Annotated in this window: 14 protein-coding genes; 10 read left to right on the top strand and 4 right to left on the bottom strand. The window is 41.1% G+C overall.

The genetic code is table 11. The features are described 5' to 3' along the window. The first annotated feature begins 173 nt into the window (after positions 1-173). The 3 genes from UABAM_RS29810 to UABAM_RS29800 all read left to right on the top strand — a co-directional run bounded on the left by UABAM_RS29810 (position 174) and on the right by UABAM_RS29800 (position 4,326). On the top strand, positions 174-1,985 hold the full coding sequence (locus tag UABAM_RS29810) for a secretin N-terminal domain-containing protein (protein WP_151971639.1): 1,812 nt from the start codon (positions 174-176) through the stop codon (positions 1,983-1,985). Positions 1,986-2,191: 206 nt separating this feature from the next. Further along, positions 2,192-3,733, top strand: coding sequence for an Rne/Rng family ribonuclease (locus tag UABAM_RS29805; protein WP_151971638.1), 1,542 nt, complete (start codon positions 2,192-2,194; stop codon positions 3,731-3,733). A 71-nt stretch (positions 3,734-3,804) separates the two neighbouring features. Beyond that, complete coding sequence (locus UABAM_RS29800) at positions 3,805-4,326, top strand: YkgJ family cysteine cluster protein (protein WP_151971637.1); 522 nt, start codon at positions 3,805-3,807, stop codon at positions 4,324-4,326. Positions 4,327-4,330: 4 nt separating this feature from the next. Here the strand turns inward: UABAM_RS29800 and UABAM_RS29795 are convergent, their stop codons facing one another. Then, the gene (locus UABAM_RS29795) at positions 4,331-5,197 is read right to left on the bottom strand and encodes an alpha/beta fold hydrolase (protein ID WP_151971636.1); all 867 of its coding nucleotides are present in this window, start codon (positions 5,195-5,197) and stop codon (positions 4,331-4,333) included. Positions 5,198-5,850: 653 nt separating this feature from the next. On the opposite strand from UABAM_RS29795, the gene UABAM_RS29790 reads away from it, so the two are divergent. The 3 genes from UABAM_RS29790 to UABAM_RS29780 are packed head-to-tail and all read left to right on the top strand — an operon-like array spanning position 5,851 to position 8,795. Continuing rightward, entirely contained in the window at positions 5,851-6,861 is a 1,011-nt protein-coding gene (locus UABAM_RS29790; RefSeq protein WP_229759327.1) for a tripartite tricarboxylate transporter substrate binding protein, read from the top strand. Then, positions 6,858-7,298, top strand: a complete 441-nt coding sequence (locus UABAM_RS29785; protein WP_151971635.1) for a tripartite tricarboxylate transporter TctB family protein — start codon at positions 6,858-6,860, stop codon at positions 7,296-7,298. The genes UABAM_RS29790 and UABAM_RS29785 overlap by 4 nt, the downstream gene beginning before the upstream one ends. 3 nt (positions 7,299-7,301) lie before the next feature. After that, positions 7,302-8,795, top strand: a complete 1,494-nt coding sequence (locus UABAM_RS29780; protein WP_151971634.1) for a tripartite tricarboxylate transporter permease — start codon at positions 7,302-7,304, stop codon at positions 8,793-8,795. Here UABAM_RS29780 and UABAM_RS29775 read toward each other — a convergent pair. From UABAM_RS29775 to UABAM_RS29765, 3 genes are read right to left on the bottom strand one after another with little or no spacing between them, the layout of a single operon-like run. After that, positions 8,792-9,988, bottom strand: a complete 1,197-nt coding sequence (locus UABAM_RS29775) for a DUF1501 domain-containing protein (protein WP_151971633.1) — start codon at positions 9,986-9,988, stop codon at positions 8,792-8,794. The genes UABAM_RS29780 and UABAM_RS29775 overlap by 4 nt on opposite strands. Before the next feature lie 4 nt (positions 9,989-9,992). Then, a complete protein-coding gene (locus UABAM_RS29770) occupies positions 9,993-11,477 on the bottom strand; it encodes a DUF1800 domain-containing protein (RefSeq protein ID WP_173013654.1) in 1,485 nt (494 codons plus the stop codon). After that, a complete protein-coding gene (locus UABAM_RS29765) occupies positions 11,470-12,018 on the bottom strand; it encodes a hypothetical protein (RefSeq protein WP_151971631.1) in 549 nt (182 codons plus the stop codon). The genes UABAM_RS29770 and UABAM_RS29765 overlap by 8 nt, the downstream gene beginning before the upstream one ends. Positions 12,019-12,748: 730 nt before the next feature. Between UABAM_RS29765 and UABAM_RS29760 the strand changes: the two genes are divergently transcribed. From UABAM_RS29760 to UABAM_RS29745, 4 genes are read left to right on the top strand one after another with little or no spacing between them, the layout of a single operon-like run. Then, positions 12,749-13,663, top strand: a complete 915-nt coding sequence (locus tag UABAM_RS29760) for a metal ABC transporter solute-binding protein, Zn/Mn family (RefSeq protein WP_151971630.1) — start codon at positions 12,749-12,751, stop codon at positions 13,661-13,663. 4 nt (positions 13,664-13,667) lie between these two features. Next, positions 13,668-14,468: a metal ABC transporter ATP-binding protein gene (locus UABAM_RS29755; RefSeq protein ID WP_151971629.1), complete on the top strand. Its 801-nt coding sequence runs from the start codon at positions 13,668-13,670 to the stop codon at positions 14,466-14,468. Further along, positions 14,452-15,798: a metal ABC transporter permease gene (locus UABAM_RS29750; protein WP_151971628.1), complete on the top strand. Its 1,347-nt coding sequence runs from the start codon at positions 14,452-14,454 to the stop codon at positions 15,796-15,798. Before UABAM_RS29755 ends, UABAM_RS29750 begins: the two co-directional genes overlap by 17 nt. Beyond that, complete coding sequence (locus UABAM_RS29745; RefSeq protein ID WP_151971627.1) at positions 15,795-17,102, top strand: metal ABC transporter permease; 1,308 nt, start codon at positions 15,795-15,797, stop codon at positions 17,100-17,102. Before UABAM_RS29750 ends, UABAM_RS29745 begins: the two co-directional genes overlap by 4 nt. Positions 17,103-17,127: the final 25 nt, after the last annotated feature.

Below are 17,127 nucleotides of genomic sequence, written 5' to 3'. Positions count from 1 at the left end.
AGGCATTTGACTCTATCAACAAAAACTTCAAAATAATATAATTAAGTTTCTTGAAGGTCCACTCCTGGAGGTTTCCCCTGGGAAATGAAATTATAAATCATATTTCAATATTCTGATAAAAACAGTGGGAGAAACTTAAAACATTTATACCTTAGAAAGGCAGGAAATAGTTCATGCGTTTTTGCTATATTTTTGCGATTATAATATGCTGCTTACTTACTCTCCCGATACAAGCACAACAAAGTACACCTCCTCAGGCTCGTAGTGAACTTATTTCAATAGACGTGCGAGATAAGCCATTTTCGGACATAATCGAAGGGATAAGAGAGCAAACAAATAAAAACATCATATACGATGATGAAATCAAAGATGTTTATGTTACCATTAAGTTAGTACAACTTCCATGGTTGATGGTATTAAAAACAATAGCTAAAAGACACAATTGTATTGTAGAAGAATTAGATCTACAGGTAATCAAAATTTCAAAGCCCGCTGTGGTAAGAATGGAATTCAGCGGTGCTGATATACGCGATGTTATCGATCAGATCGCAGGTTTAGCTAATAAGAACATTATTATCTCTGAAGCAGTAAAAGGTCCTGTAAATTTGAGGTTACACGACGTTGCATGGCGTGATGCATTAGACGCAATTGTTAAAAACAGCGGTTTTGTTATTGTAGAAGAAAACAACATTTTGCGTGTAGTACGCCCTGAAGATATCGAAACGCAAGTAGAGACAGCTATTTTCAGATTGCGTTACATTCGTCCTAAGTCTCCATTTGTCGCACAAATGCAATCAAATTTCGTATTTTCACCAAACCAACAGCAGATTCAACAAGGACAAACACCACAAATTGGTCAAGGATCTGGTGTTCAAACAAGTAATTTCAGTTTATTAAACGCTCTGCAAACGGTAGTTACACCGAACCGAGGTAAAATTACCTACGATGATGGTACCAACACTCTTGTTATTACAGATACCAGACCAAAACTAGACAAGATGGCACAAATCATCAAGAAACTAGACAAAGAACCAAGACAAATTTTTATTGATGTAAAATTTGTACAAACCCAAAATAGCGACATTTTCAACTTTGGTTTGGGTTTTGGTGACACCGGTATTGAAATCACACATACATTTCCTGACCTTTTAAGTCGTCTACCATTTACAAATGGTGACAGTGGTTTCGAAGATGTCATTGCCTTTGCTACTGACGCACAACGTGATGAAGGTATACCTAACGATGCAAACATCGAAGCAATTCAAGATAACGATGGTCCGATCAACGAAGTAGGACAGCTTGACTTCAAAAACACACAGTTTGTTTTTAAACTGTTCAAGCAAGACGTAAAAACTAAAGTAATTCAAGCACCAAAACTAATTACACTCGATCACCACGAAGCAACCATTTTTGTCGGTGATACGATTTCTTTCGCAAAAACAGAATTTATCGAAAACGATAACGGAAACTTATCTGTACAGTTAGTAGAAGCAGATGACTCTCCGGTAACAGAAGGTTTTCAACTTCTCGTCGTTCCGCATGTTATTCCTGACACCAACAAAGTACAGTTGACTGTTGTTTTATCCAACACCTTACTGAGTGGTCAAGATGACAACGCGGGTATTGCTGGTTTCAACCGTTTTGTTGCTGGTGACGTGGAAATCCTCCTTCCACAGTTAACCGAACAAGTAGTTGTTACACACATGATTTTGGAATCAAGCCAAACAGCAATCGTCGGTGGTTTACTACAAATTACCGAAACGGAAAACATCAACAAGGTTCCTTTCCTTGGGGATTTACCAATGCTTGGTTACTTTTTTAAACGTAAAGATATCAACAAGCAAAAAGACGATTTATTTATCTTTATAACACCTCGTATAGTTGAAAGTGCACAAAATACACAACAGAAACTTCGAGTTGATATAAACGATTATAGAAAACGAGACGAAAAACAGTTCAACACTATTTGGGGTGGTAATAAGTAAGACCTTAAGCTTACAATTATACCCATGAAAAAATATGTAACTACCGATGAAAATAAGGTAGTTACATATTTCTATTCAGACTACTTCATTTTGCACTTCTACATTTCTTGTAGGCAAACCAAGAAATCCTTTCCCTACGAATGCAAAATTTAATATCTCACACCCCGATAGCATTTCTCTTAAAAAACTAGAACTAAGGAAAAAAAATGACCAAACGTATTATGCTCATAAACGTAAATGAACCAGAAGAAAATAGAATTGCCGTTATTGATAATGATCGCCTAGAGGAATTATATATAGAAAGAGCCTCATCTTTAGGTCATGTAGGTAACATATACAAAGGTAAGGTTGTAAACATAGAACCGTCCATTCAGGCCGCTTTTGTAGACATAGGCGAAGGACGCAATGGCTTTTTACATGTTTCCGATGTAATGCCTATATACGGGCACATGAACAGCAGTAATAATAGCCGTGACAGAAACAACCGCCATCGAAACAATCATCGTCGCAAGCGCGAAAAAAAAATCCAAGATTTACTTTCCAAAAACGCTGAAGTACTCGTACAGATTACCAAAGAAGGAATTGGTACTAAAGCACCCACATTAACAACATATTTATCTCTCCCGGGCAGATATATCGTTTTAATGCCATCTATTAAACGTTCCGGCGTTTCGCGAAAAATAGTAGACGAAAAAGTACGTAGACGTCTTAAGAAGACTCTTACAGAGTTAGAGCCACCAAAGGGAATGGGTTATATTATTCGCACCGCAGGTTCCGATAAAACAAAGGACGAGCTAGGTAGAGATTTAAACTACTTATTGGATTTGTGGAAAGTAATTACGCGCAGAGCAAAACACTCAACAAGCCCAGCAACAATTTATCAAGAAAGTGATCTCGTTACGCGAACATTGCGCGATATTTTTACCGATGACGTTGAAGAAATTATTGTTGATAGCGAAGATGATTACCAAAAAGCATTGGACTTCATGAGTCTATTGTCTTCTGATTACGAAGACCGCGTACAACTTTACAACAGCCACACCCCTCTTTTTCACGAATATCGTATCGAAGCCGAAATTGAAAAAATTTACAAAAAACACGTTCCACTGAAATCCGGTGGCCACTTAGCCATAGAACAAACAGAAGCGTTAGTAGCTATTGATGTTAACTCTGGGAAATATACCGGAGAAGAAGATATTGAAGAAACAGCACTACAAATCAATCTAGAAGCTGCTGTCGAAATTCCACGTCAACTACGTCTTCGTGATTTAGGCGGAGTGATTATTAACGACTTTATCGATATGAAGGATGAAAAAAACAAAGAGATTGTTGAGCGTGTATTTCGCGATGAAGTACGCAAAGACCGTGCACGAAATCGCGTGGCAAAAATCAGTCCTTTTGGTATCATTGAAATGACACGCCAAAGGTTGGGGCCTTCCTTGAAAAGCTATACCCACAATGTCTGTCCATACTGCGATGGCCATGGTTGGATTAAAAATTTAGAAAGCATGAGTTTACTGATCATGCGTAAAATTAAGCTAGGAGCATTATCGGGAAATATTCACAAAATTATTGCAACGATGAATCCTGAAGTCGCCCTTGATTTGGCAAACCGAAAGCGTAAAGCCTTGCATGAGTTGGAAGAAAAAATAGGTATATCTATCTTGATAAATCCATCTGATGCTTTTTCCATTGAAGATTCCAAAGTGGAATACTTTAATCGCACCGGCTTACCAATACAACTATAAGATACAACAGAAACAAACAAAGCCACAGGAAGCTAAACTCTTTCTGTGGCTTTTTTTAGAGGAAACCGAAGATGAAGGACGGCTTCATACGCAAAACAATCAAACGAATTGCCCTACTTCGCTATCAAGCCGATTTGGCGGCAACGCGTTTTCTGCTAAAGAGAAAAGGAAAACCAACCTATCAACTACGCGGAGCGTGTAAAATGTGCGCTCGTTGCTGTGAAGCGCCTAGCATTCGCGTTAACGTTGTGTTTTTTTATTTCAAGTCCTTGCGCTATTTGTTGCTAAAATGGCATAGCGTTATCAATGGTTTTGTCTTTGAAAGAGAAAATCCACAACTACGCATGATCGTATTCCGTTGCACCCATTTTGATCCCAAAACACGTATGTGCGATTCATACGATAGTCGTCCTGGTATGTGTCGCGATTATCCACGAAATTTAATATATTCGACCAATCCTGAGTTTTTCCCCGAATGTGGCTATTATGCTACGCTCCCCAATGCCAAGAAATTTTCTCAATCCTTGGATAAACTTAATCTTCCACCGGAGAAATTGGAAGAATTAAAGAGGAATTTGCATATCAAGGAATAGAATACTAATTTGTAAAAAAAGTATCCATGCGCCTATTGACATCCTCGGGATATTCGCGATGGACCCAATGTGTGGCGTCATCTATGTAATGTACGGCACAGCTTTTACACATTTTTGCACTTGGTTCAACCATTTTCCACGATAAATACGCATCTTTTTTTCCCCAGATAATCATTGTTGGTGCTTCCACTAATTTGCTGCGCATTTCTTGTTTGGCTATTGTGGAAAATTGATAGCGCATTCCGGCACGGTACCAATTGATCATGGCTGTGAAGGTGTATTTTTGTGACCATGCTTCTTGGTATTTCACTAGATCCTCTCCGGAAAAAGCTTTGTTTTTGGAGCTGTTGCGAAGTGCTTTTTTTAAGTTAAGTGCATGACGAATTATTCTTTCCGGTAAAAAGGGAACTTGGAAAGCCAGCATATACCAGCTACGACACATTTGCCGCACGCTTGAAAGTAAGTAATTACGAAGGACGACAAGATGTGGCATATTGCAAATGACCAGTTTTTTAACACGCTGTGGATAGTTTGTCGCCAGCCACCACGCAATTCCTCCGCCCCAGTCGTGACCGACAACGTATGCTTGATCTATATGCAAGTTGTCCATAAGTGCGACGATGTCACTGGTGAGAGTATCTAAATGATAGTTGCGCACTCCACGTGGTTTGTCGCTCAGGTTATATCCACGCTGATCTGGGGCAATGACGCGATAGCCTTTTTCGACAAAGTACGCAATCTGTTTTTGCCATCCATACCAAAAATCGGGAAATCCATGTAAGAAGATGATCGCATCGCCGTTTTCGTTGCCACCTTCGACTACGTGCAATTTGACGCCGTTGGCTTGTATTTGCTTGTGTTGTAGTTGCATAATTTCCTCTCTTTTTTTGTATGTGTGTTGTGTGTTCGTTTTTCGATTGGTGTAAAGAAAACGAATTCCTTTTCATATTGGTGCCCTCACCATCGAATCTAAGGTTTTAGCTTCGCTAAAAGGAATTCGTCTTCCGATTGGTGCCCTCACCATCGAATTAGCAGTTACAGCTATCGCTGTAAGCTGCTATTCTCATACCTCTCCCACAGGGAGAGGTGTAATGCTTCTCTTTTGTAAAAAACAAAATTCACTTGATTTGCGAGCCAAAATAATTTTGTGTCTCGACTTAGACGGTATAACATTAAACGAATGGACACACATTAAGACGTGTTACGCCTCTCCCTGTGGGAGAGGCATGAGAATTAAGGCTTTTAGCGAAGCTAAAACCTTAAATTCGATGGTGAGGGCACCAATCAGAAAACGAATTCCTTTTCTCGAAGCTAAAAACTTAAATTCGATGGTGAGAGCACCAATATAAAAACGAATTCCTTTTGTCGAAGCTAAAACCTTAAATTCGATGGTGAGAGCACCAATATAAAAACGAATTCCTTTTCTTTAGTGAATCTTTATCCGACCTTTACAAATCTTCACAAAAAATGTAGCATAGCCTATAAACAATAACCGTAAACACTGCGTTTTTCAAAGAGCTTTTTATGAAAACTTATGACTACTTTGCCATGCCGTTTCTCATTATTTTGACAGCAGCATGCTTTTTTCTTTCCATACGCAAATCTCCGCAGAATTTGCACAGTGACAGTATTCAACAAATTCATTTTCTCGTTCCCGGAGGTGTTGGTGGAGGTTGGGATACTACGGCTCGTACTGTGGGAGAGGTGCTGCGTAAGGCGAAATTGGTACCACAAATTTCTTATGAAAATCTGTCAGGAGGTGGCGGAGGTAAGGCCATCGCTCATGTGATTGAAACGGCAAAACATCAACAGCAAACATTGATGGTCAATTCAACTCCCATTGTGATTCGCTCATTACAAAAGGTATTTCCGCAATCTTTTCGCGATCTAACACCTATTGCTAGTATCATTGGTGATTATTCGTGTCTGGTTGTGACCAAAGATAGCAAGTACAACAACTGGTCGCAAATTGTCGCGGAGTATCGCCAAAAACCATCGAAGATTTCGATCGCGGGTGGTTCAGTCAAAGGTGGAATGGATCATCTTGTGGCGGCGATGATTTGTGAGGCTTGCGAGATTGAGCTTTCGGATCTTGTTTACATTCCCTACGATGCAGGGGGCAAAGCTCTCGCTGGCCTTATCTCTGGTGAAACACAGTTGTTGTCTACGGGACTCGGGGAAGCGATGGAATTGGCAAAAGCGGGGCAACTCAAAATTATCGCCGTAACCGCACCGAATAGAGTCAAGGCGATTTCTGATATTCCCACTTTTCGCGAATTGGGTTATGATGTTGTGTTTGCCAATTGGCGCGGTTTTTTTGCTCCGCCAGGGATACATGAAAAGCAACGAAAACTCTACGATAAACTCTTTCGTAAGATGTATGACGAAGTTTTGTGGAAAGAGGCACGTAAAAAAAATGGTTGGAGTGAAATCTACTATGCCAATGACGAATTCACTCAATTTTTGCAGCGTCAAGAACAGCAGCTACAAAAATTAATGACAAAACTCGGTTTCATTAAGGAGACACAAAAATGAATGAACAACGTGTCGGCGGTGTCATTTTTTTTGTTTTTTGCGCTTTGTATTTGTTCTTTGCTACGGATATTACCGTTACAAGTGAAAGTACCTTCAGTGCGCGGACTTTTCCTTATATTCTTGGCGTGATGGGATGCATTGTTTCTTTATTACTAATTGTTTTGCCATCCATTCAAAAAACAATTGCCCTCACACAATTGAAATGGTCCGCAGTTTTTGCAATGTGTTTGGCAATGCTTGTGTATGCTTTTTTGCTGTCGCGTATTGGTTTTATCATCGCAACTATTCTGTTTCTTAATACCTGTTTTATCATTATGCGCGAGAGAAAATGGCGACACATGTTCTACACTTCATTTTCATTGACATGTATATTTTGGTTATTACTAACGCAAGTGCTCAATATATATCTTGCTCCTGGTAGCTGGTGGATGGGATAAATTATGTGGGATGGAATTCTTATTGGTATCAGTACAGCGTTTTCTCCGGTAAACCTCATTGCGGTAATGTTGGGATGTTTTGCTGGAACATTTATTGGTCTATTGCCGGGGCTAGGGCCTATTTCCGCAATCGCGTTAATGATTCCTATTACCTATGGTCTAGACCCGGCGACAGGTATGATCTTGATGGCGGGTGTGTACTATGGGGCTATTTTTGGTGGCTCAACTTCTTCTATTTTAATCAATGCCCCTGGGGTGGCGGGAACGGTTGCCTCTTCTTTTGATGGATATCCTCTCGCCAAGTCAGGCAATGCCGGTAAGGCTCTTGCTCTCGCGGCATATTCATCTTTTATAGGTGGCACGGTCGCTACCTTTTTGTTGTTGCTTTTCGCACCGCTTCTCGCCAAAGTTTCTCTAAGTTTTCAATCGAGTGATTATTTTATGCTCATGGTGCTAGGCTTGACAACTGTGGCCGCCTTTTCTGGTAAGGGAAATTACTTAAAAGCAGGGATAATGACTATTTTTGGTCTAATGCTCTCTACCGTGGGAACAGATCTCTCCACTGGAGTGGAACGATATACTTTTGGGAGTATAGACCTTCTCGATGGCATTAGTTTTTTACTATTAGCCATGGCGTCTTTTGCTTTGGCCGAGGCACTACACAATATTCTCGTTCCGGTGAAGGAAAGCGATACGTCTTCGACGGAAGTTTCCGATTTGTCCATCAGTAAACAAGAATTTGGCGAAGTTGCTCCCACGATAGGGCGTTCTTCTATCTTGGGGTTTTTTGTTGGTATTTTGCCGGGAGCGGGTGCGACCATTGCCTCATTTTTGGCTTACGGCGTGGAGAGAAACTTAGCGAGTGAAGAACAAAAACAAAAATTTGGCAAAGGTAGTTTGCGGGGTTTAGCCGCTCCTGAAACGGCAAACAACGCGGCGTGCTCTGGCTCTTTTGTTCCCCTTCTCACGTTGGGTATTCCCGGATCGGGAACTACGGCGATTATGTTGGGGGCTCTTATTTCATATGGTGTGCAACCTGGGCCACGTTTATTTGTCGATCACCCGCAAGTATTTTGGTCGGTAATTATTTCCATGTATATTGGCAACATGGTACTTTTGATCATGAATTTACCTCTCATTCCCTACATCGCAAAGCTGCTCACGGTACCGCGACCTATTTTGATACCGCTTATTTTATTTTTCTCTTTGATCGGTGTGTACTTGGTTTCTTTTAACACGACTGATTTATACATCATGGTGTTTATCGCAATCTTTGCGCTACTATTACGTCTTCTTCAATTTCCCATTGCGCCAATGCTTTTAGGTTTTATACTTGGAAAACCAATAGAAGACAACCTATACCGTGCACTTCTCGCCAACAACGGCTCTGTTAGTTTTCTTTGGGAACGACCTATTACGCTAGCAATTTTCTGTCTAGTGTGTGCAGTGGTTATTTTGCCGTGTTGGCGCATATATCGGAAGCGAAGTAGCGATTAGCGTTTCGTTAAACCTATTTTTTGCGGACGAAAGTTAGGGAATATCTTTGCGATTTGTCGGTTGTTTAAAACATCGAGTAAAATTTCACTTAGTAGTGAACGGTAGTCGTATTGAACTTTTAATCCTCCCGGACCTTCTTCGTCATTGTCATTTTTGAGTCCCGGCCATTTACCAAGTACTTGACCGCCATTTATCTTGTTGCCCAAAGCAAAAAAGGTAAATGCGCGCCCATGGTCGGTACCCATGGAACTATTTTCGTAAACGCGGCGACCAAATTCGGTCATAACGACGGTAGTTACCGAATTTTTGTAGCGGTGTAAATCGGCATCAAATGCCGCAAGTCCTTTTGCAAGGGTGTCGATGTTACCTGCCTGAAGACCGTTTTCCTGTCCTTGAAAGAAATGCGTATCCCAACCACCTAAGTCGATACAAGCCACTTGCAAACCGAGTTGTCCCTTTATTAAACGCGCTACCTCGCGAAGCTCATTTCCAAAGGAATTTTGCGGATAGTTGGCGTTATTTTCCGGACGGTATTCACTTTTTTGGAGATTTTCGATTTTTTGCAATAAACCAAGAGTGTCTTGTCCATGTTGATTGAGAATATTGCTTTGTATGCCGTACATTTTCGCAATGGCATCCCGTGCAGATTGACTATTGCCACTTGCGGTATGAATTTTCAAGTCACTCAGGCTCTGAATTACATTGATATTAGGAGCACCGCGTAGTGACTCTGGGATTGTCGTTCCCATCGCGACAGCAGAAATGGCTTTTTTGTGTTCATTGTTATGTAAACGCAGATGTCTTCCCAACCAACCACTACCTAAAAGTTGGTGTTGGCTGCTTCCGTGTTCCATTTGATCTTGTGCTTCAAAATGTGAACCGCTTGTATTATCGGAACCTACTGCCTGAACGATTCCAAGTCTTCCTTCCTCAAAAAGTGGATAAAGAGGTGATAATTTAGGGTGGAAGGCATAGAAATCATCCAAACGAATCGAACTTTCGCGTTTATTGTTTTTGGGGGCGGCGATGTGGATGGAGGGACGCAAACGATAATAGTCATCGTCGCCATAAGGAACCACAAAATTTAATGTATCGGCACCACCACGTAAAAATACGCATACCAGTGTGGTACTTTGTTCTTTATTTTTGGCAAACAATAATTTACGGAGGAAACCTTGGCGTAATATATCCATAATATCAATACCTTTGAAAAGCGGGAGAACATAAAATAAGACCCAGTAACTCTTGTTGATTTGTCGCTTTTTTCATATCCTTGTCGTTCATGTATTCCGCAAAAATTTGTTGTTCTTGAGGTGTAGGTAGGCGACCTATAAAATGAGCGATGACCTTTGTTACTTGTTCTTTATCGTTGATGTTTAAACTTTTGAGAAGTTTCCGTAGATGAATACGTGTCCCAGAGACTTTGTTGGCGGCAACGGCATGCGCAAAATTCCAGCGCCACAACAGTGTTCCTAGCCAGGGTTGCATTTCATCGGGATAGCCATCAGGTGTGGGATATTGAAATGGCACTTGCCCCATACGCTCTAAGTAATTAATCTGTGGTCTTCGTGCATAAGTGTCAGCAGCCAAGAAGCGTAAAGAACTCACGATAAAATGAAATGGTCGTTTGAATTTTTGTGCAAAGAATGTTGGGTTGTAAAACTCTTCACTCAAAAAAAGATAGCGCAGGACAGCTTTGATATCTCCCTTGGTGTCGGAAAAAACTTTACTCATATTTGTCACAAGTTGTTTGGGAGGTTTGGGAGCAACAAACCGTTTGGCAAGTTTGTAACAAATATATGACGCGGTGGATGGATGGTTGCATACTATGTCAAGAACGCGTTCGAGATCTTCTTTTCCTCCATTTGCCGGCAAAGTATGTCCGAGTATTGTTTTTTGTCCTTGATCGTGAAGATGTACGTTAAAAAAAACATCGCGCTTGCGACGATGATAACGCCATCCGGTGAGTGCTCGCGCTACTTCAAAAACGTCTTTTTGGGTGTAACCTCCGTAAACACCTAAGGTGTGTAGTTCTAGTAATTCTCTAGCGTAGTTTTCGTTGGGAATATCTTGTGGTTTCTGCTTTTTGTTGGATTTACCATCCAAGTATACTAACATGGCCGGAGAAATTGCCGAAGCGCGAATTAAATCACGGAAATTCCCGAGAGCATGTTTGCGAATCACTTCACGGTCGTCAGTGGCTTTCAAGTAGATACAGTCGGCTTTTTCAATATGAATATTAAAATGGTCACTCCAAAATCCCACCATGACTTCAAAGAGCTGTCTACGACTGTAAATAGCGCGTAATAAAGTATGTTTTACCATTTCAGAACGCAGTGTTTTTTTCTTGTATTCGTAGCATGTGGAGAAATGATGATGAATCGTTTCAAAGCGTCGTGCACGGAGATCGCAAAGAGTGTCGTTGATGTTTTGCGGTTGCAATTGTTTCTCTAACCACGCTTTTCGTCCCATATTTTTTACTTTTTCGAGATCCCCCGGCCATAGACCATAGGTCGTTCGTGATAAAAAATGAAAATCTTTATCTAGCGTGCTTTGTTGTGCAGGAGTAAGCGTTTTGGGAATACCTTGCCCAAATTGTTTGGATACGGCACTGATCATGTCATTGCAACCACATAACGACAATGTTCCGGCCATGACTTTGACAAAATCGCGCCTATTCATCACTTTCCTCTTGTGAATTTTGTTCTGTGTTTGCGTTTTCCTGTGTTTTGGCATTTTGTAGCGAGCGTTGCTTGCGATAACTACGAGCACGCATTTTGGCGCCACAGCCAATGATGAGACCAGCAGGAAACAAGATAAACCAACCCAAAATGGGTAGTAGGCATGCTAGTGAAAAAGAGGCTCCTCCGGCGACGGTTGTTTTCCATAGAGAATTTTTGTCGGCAATGAGTCTTTGTCCTATCATCGTAACAAAACCGCTAAGGCCAATACATGAATATAGGAAAAATAAACTCAAAATAGTTGGACCCAAAATTTTTCCCATTTTTTTGGCGTTTTCACCTATAACAAGGGCGAAAAACACGGTACCCACACTGGGAATAAGTCCGTAGAAAAAATTCTTCTTTAGACCTTGAGAACACAATTCACTTATATCATTTGTCGTATCCAGCCATATCCCACGACAAAAAAGAAGTAGAGCATTGAGACTCAATAATAAACCGATAATAAACATCGTAATTGCCAATACATCTGCCATAATCATAATAAAAATCTCCTTGTTATAAGGTGACTAAGTTTGTAGGTTCGTTTTCAGATTGGTGCCCTCACCAATCGCCTTGTAGAGGTATAAAGAAAGCGAATTCGTTTTTATATTGGTGCCCTCACCAATCGCTTTGCATAGGTATAAAGAAAGCGAATTCGTTTTTATATTGGTGCCCTCACCATCGCCTTGTAGATTTCAGCTGCGCTGAAAGCAACAATGCTCATGCCTCTCCCACAGGAGAGGCGTAACACGTCTTAATGTGTATCCATTCGTTTTATGTTATACCGTCTAGTCGAGACACAAAATTACTTTGGCTCGCAAATCAAGTGAATTTTGTTTTTTACAAAAGAGAAGCATTAGACCTCTCCCTGTGGGAGAGGTACGAGAATAGCAGCTTACAGCGATAGCTGATAACTGCTATTCGATGGTGAGGGCACCAATCGGAAAACGAATTCACTTTCTTTATACAACGTAGCTTTAACCGCATTATTACATAATACTTTTCACAAAACAAAAAGGTTCACTTAAATAAAGTTAGGTGCGTCTAACTTTTTATTTTGAAAAACTAACTTTTTTGTTTGACTCGGCGTATCTAATGTGCTTAGATTAAAGTATACCAATTTATTGTAATTGGTCTGTATTGAAAACCCTGTGGTTTCGGTAATGGTTGTTGGCGGATAGTCCACGATCATTACCGAAACCACAAATTTATATTTACAAAGGTTTAAAAATGACAAAATACATGATAAGTTTATTACTCATTCTATTGGTAATTCCGTGTTATGCAGATCGTGATAAATTATATGTGGTGTCTACTACGGGAATGATAGCCGATGCATTAGAAAACGTCGGAGGAGACTTGATTACCGTTGATAGTCTTATGGGACCGGGAGTGGATCCTCACTTGTATAAGGCCACGGCAAATGACACCAAGAAACTCGCAAGGGCAGATATCATTTTTTACAATGGCCTACATCTTGAAGGCAAAATGCAAAAGATTTTAATGACGATGAGTCGTCGCAAAATTGTGTGTGCGATTACCAATGGTATCCCGGAGAGCAAACTTATAAAACCAGAGGGGTTTGATGGATTACACGATCCGCATATATGGTTCAATGTATCGTTGTGGCAAGAAGCTGTGAAGAAGATTACAGGAGTTTTGTGTGGGGTAGACCAAAAAAATGCGCAAGCGTACCAGAAAAATAGTGAGGCGTATATAAAAAAATTACAAACCTTGCATTCTTGGGCACAACAGCAAATAAATTTAATTCCTCAAAAAAGTCGGGTGCTGATTACGGCTCACGATGCTTTTGGCTATATGGGAAAAGCGTATGGCTTTGAAGTGATGGGATTACAAGGGGTAAGTACTGTTACCGAGTCGGGAATAAAAGATATTGAACGTATTGTTCAGGTAATTGTATCACGCAATATCAAAGCGATTTTTGAAGAAACTTCGGTGATGAATAAAGGTGTTGAGGCGGTAATAGAGCACTGTAAAGAGCTTGGTCATGAAGTTAAAATGGGTGGCTCACTATTTTCCGATGCTATGGGAGAGCCAGGTACAATCGAAGGCACATACGTTGGAATGGTAGAGCACAATGTAAAGACAATCGTTCGTGCCCTTTCTAGTACCGACAAAGAGTAAGATTATGGGGAGAGAATCGAAAAAAGTAGACGAAGAAACTGTTGCCGATGTTCACGACCTCACGGTATCATATCACATTCATCCGGTATTGTGGGATGTTGACTTTCAAGTACCGCGTGGGAAACTGATGGCAATTGTTGGGCCAAATGGGGCAGGAAAATCTACGTTAATTAAGGCAATGTTGGGAATCATTCCCTCAACAACTGGTTGGGTAAAAATCTTCAATGAACCATACCAGAAGGTGCGTCATCGTATCGGTTATGTACCGCAACGTGGATCTGTCGATTGGGATTTTCCCACAACAGCCATTGATGTTGTGACAATGGGGCGTTATGGCAAGATTGGTTGGTTTCGCCGCCCAGGGAAAAAAGATCGCGAAATCTCTTACACCTATTTAGAAAAAGTGGGTATGCAAGATTTTGCCCAGAGACAAATCAGTCAACTTTCCGGTGGGCAACAACAACGCGTTTTTTTGGCACGTGCTTTGGCCCAAGAAGCAGACATTTATTTTATGGATGAACCATTCGCAGGAGTAGACGTCGTTACCGAAAAGGCAATTGTCAATTTGTTATTCGAACTGCGCGAACAATCAAAAACCGTTATCGTTGTACATCATGATTTACAAACCGTAAATGAGTATTTTGATTGGATTTTGCTTCTCAATATGAGAAAAATTGCTATTGGTAATGTTGATGATACATTTAACGAAGAAAATCTGCGTAAAACATATGGTGGTAAACTTGCTATTCTCAGTAAAGCCGCTAATGCAATGACGAAAGGCCGGGTGGATGGAATTATTGACTAGCAATTGGTGGCTTTTTGACGAAATAGGTAAGTACTTTTTACCTGAAGGAAGTACTAGGCGTTGGGTGATGTTTGGTGCCATTTTATTGGGAATTTCTAGTGGAGTGATCGGCTCTTTCGCCTTGCTGCGCAAGCAAAGTTTACTCAGCGATGCGATGGCCCACGCTGCATTGCCAGGTATTTGTCTCATCTATATGCTCACTGGAGTGAAAGATCCACTGCTGTTTCTCGTTGGGGCGTCTATTACAGGGCTTCTTGGAGCTATTATTGTCTCGGAAATTCCCCGGCACACGCGTATCAAAAGCGATACGGCAATCGGTTTGGTGTTGTCGGTTTTCTTTGCATTTGGGATTGTATTACTGACGGTGATTCAAAAGAATTTTGGTGGTAACCAGGCAGGGTTAGACGCTTTTTTGTTTGGGAAAGCGGCCCTACTCGTGCGTTACGATTTGTATGTAATCGGAACGATGTGTCTATTGCTCATAGGCATCACCCTTTTATTTTACAAAGAGTTCAAACTTTTGACTTTTGACCGTGGCTTTGCGATAACTCTCGGTTTACCGGCGAAAAAATTAGAACTATGCATGACTTTGCTCATCGTATTAGCGGTAATGGTAGGACTACAAGCGGTGGGGGTTGTATTAATGGTGGCGATGCTCATTTTTCCTGCGGCAGCTGCGCGTCAATGGACCGATCAGCTAGGAAGAATGATTATTATTGCCGCGTTTGTTGGTGGTTTTGCAGGGGTAGTAGGGTCTTTTTGTTCGGCCATTATGAGCAAAGTTCCCACTGGACCGGTGATGGTTGTCGTATGCTCAACTATGTTAATTTTTAGTATGTTTTTTGCTCCCAATCGCGGACTTATTCCCAAGTGGCTTCGCTTGCGCAACAACCGACAGCGAATTCGCCGCGAGAATATATTGAAGTCTTGCTACAAAACTTGCGAAGAACGCGAGAACTGGAAGGTTATTTTTACTTTGAAAGATTTTACCACCTATTTTCGTTTTTCCAACTACGCCACACGGCAACTGCTCCATTATCTGGTGAAGAAACAGCGATTGGTATCGTTTAATGGTGGTTGGCAATTAACTCCTCAAGGTTTAGATAAGGCCGAACAAATTATACGTAAACATCGCTTGTGGGAAGTGTATCTCACGGAGAAAATGGACATAGCAAGTGACCATGTACACCGTGATGCCGAAGACATAGAGCATGCACTTGATGATAAAACAGTTCAGCAACTTGAGGAAGAACTGCAATCTCCGACACAGGACCCGCATGGAAAATCGATTCCCAATGTTGATTTCTCACGAGAAAGGAAAACAACATGACACTTATGGCATTTGCTAGTTTTGAAATTTGGATCATGGTCATTGGGGCTTTGGTATGTAGTGCTTGCGGCATTCTAGGATGTTTTTTGATCCTAAAAAAATTAGCTCTAATGGGGGATGCCATAAGCCACGCTGTTCTACCTGGAATCGTAGTAGCGGTGATGCTAAGTGGTAGTTTAAATTCCATCGCTATTTTTGTCGGAGCCGGTATCATCGGAGTTCTTACGCCCATTCTCGTGGATTCACTCAAAAGTTCACGTCTTATTGATGAAGACGCCGCAATTGGTTCGGTGTTTACATTTTTGTTTGCTATTGGAGTTATTATGGTGGCAAACGCGGGAAATATAGACTTAGATACCGAGTGTGTGCTATACGGAGAAATCGCTACAACACCCTTTGATACCTGGGTGGTGGGGGGAACGCCTTATGAGTTTGACGGCCATACTTTTATGAAGGGCGGAACCGATATCGGACCTAAGTCAGCTTGGACTTTGGGAATTGTACTTCTCATCAACATATTATTTATTTTTTTCTTTTACAAAGAACTCAAAATTTCAACATTCGATCCTGCTTTGGCACTATCCATGGGACTTAAACCGAAGCTAATCCATTACTTATTGATGTTTTTTGTGGCCATTACGACCATTGCGAGTTTTGAAGCCGTGGGAGCTATTATTGTGGTAGCGATGTTTATTGCCCCTGGAGCAAGTGCATATCTATTGACAGACCGTCTTTCATTGATGATTTTTCTTTCGGGAATCGTGGGGGCTGCGAGTTCTGTTCTTGGGTACATGCTGGCATTAGCATTGGGAGGAGATGTTTCTATTGCTGGATGTATGGCGGTTGCCGCAGGTGGTATTTTTGCCATGTGTTTTTTCTTTTCACCCAAGTACGGTGTTGTCGTACGTTTCGCACGTAGATATAAGTTGAAAAAACGTTTTCATGCCGAAAATGCGCTCGTGAATATGTATCGCACGCACGAACTAGGAGAAAGGTGTTTGGTAAAAAACTATCGTCATAATGTGATTGTGCGGTTTATACAGCAAAATATACTAACGGAAAAAGACGGAGAGCTTCACCTTACCGAATTTGGCACGGAAAAAGCACAAAATCTTATGCGTGCGCATCGTCTGTGGGAAGCGTATATTCACAAACTGGGTTTGCCCGAAGATCACGTTCACCAGCCAGCAGATGAAATGGAACACTATTTGACAAACGATTTATGTACGGAAATAGCGCAAGAATTAAAAAATCCACAGTCTGATCCCCATGGTAAACCTATACCTACCAAGCCTGCTTTGTAGTTTTTGCGAAACATTGTGAAAAAAT

It is taken from the genome of Candidatus Uabimicrobium amorphum, from assembly GCF_009002475.1.
GTDB classification, from domain to species: Bacteria; Planctomycetota; Uabimicrobiia; order Uabimicrobiales; family Uabimicrobiaceae; genus Uabimicrobium; species Uabimicrobium amorphum.
Note: the sequence above shows the minus strand (reverse complement) of the source record. Positions and strands in the feature narration are given on the sequence as shown.